Consider the following 1,244-nt stretch of genomic DNA (forward strand, 5'->3'; position numbering starts at 1 on the left):
TGTTTCCAGTTTGGAGGCGAGACCACTGCGTGTCAGTGCCCCGGTAAGGAAATCATAGTCGGCACGCTTAGTAATACGCGCCACCAGTTTGCGGTTTGAAGCGGTACTCAGTGCCACAATCAGTGGACTGATCAGCATCGCGGCTACACCCAGGCGCGCAGATGACAAACTATCAATACGGAACAGGTCGTCTTTGCCCTGAATATTCAGCACGTTTCCCGCGACCAGAATAATTTCGCTGATACCGGTCAACAGCGTCAGGAAACAGGTAATAAACAGCGGATAGCTGATCGCACACCACAACAGCGCCGGTAACGGGAACAGTAAACTGCCGCCGCCGCCAACCCAAATGCCTGTCACCGTTGTGAGCACCAACGCCAGTATCGGTAGCACGGTGCTGTCGCGCAGGGCGGCAACCAGATGAGCCAGTTCATCGCGTCGCGGCAGGCTTATCACCAACGGTAAAAGCAGAATCGATGTCGACATCTGTTCGGAGAACCAGGAGAACCAGGCTTTAAACAGCTCATCTTCGAAGTAGCGCTCGCTGACGATGGCGCCGACCAGCGCACAGGCTGCGGCACCCAGCAGTGAGGCAGGAAACACATGTAACAGCGCCTGCAAGCGGCGGGGATGTCCGCGTGTGAAGAAAGGGTTACTCAGCAACACCCAGCGGGCGGTGGCGATAAAAAGAATATTCGCGATATCCAGACCGACAGCAATCATCATCTGGGTACCATAAAGAATATCGGCACTGAGCATGCCAAAATAAAGAACGACAAGGGTGCTGGGTTTGTCCAGCGACGGGAAGCGGATCAGCAACCCCAGAAGAATGGCGTTACTCGGCCAGAACAGGGAGAGTGAGGCTAAATTGCGCGATTCCAGGCCAATTGTGGATAGCAGCATGGCGAGGGCGAATAAGATGATGGCCCGGTTTAGGTTATTTTTATAATTTGGCATCGTTAGGCTCAGGACGGTTAAAACGGGTCACTCTCGAGACGGTCGAGTTTACGGGCTGGCTGCAGGTAGATAACAGATCGACATCAGGGGATTGGCGCGAAATGACGCGCCAACAACATACGTGACAACCCGGATGAAAGCAATTTCTTAAGACTATTCCTGGTGTTGCTATTAGCAGAACGGCGTAAGGACGGTCTCACGGTTAGCTGCGCTACTCACTCAGTTAAGCATTTTTAATCTGTTTCCCGGCCAGCGCCGTTATGTGATGCCACATATAGCGCAAAACC

Annotated in this window: 1 protein-coding gene; it reads right to left on the reverse strand. The window is 53.2% G+C overall.

Annotation, left to right across the window (positions count from 1 at the left end):
* A partial coding sequence (locus WH277_RS02150; protein ID WP_339504135.1) for a sensor domain-containing diguanylate cyclase occupies nt 1–957 on the reverse strand: 957 nt, incomplete at its 3' end.
* Between the last annotated feature and the right edge of the window lie 287 nt (nt 958–1,244).

The sequence above is a fragment of the Erwinia sp. MYb416 genome (assembly GCF_037479575.1).
Taxonomy (GTDB): domain Bacteria; phylum Pseudomonadota; class Gammaproteobacteria; order Enterobacterales; family Enterobacteriaceae; genus Erwinia; species Erwinia rhapontici.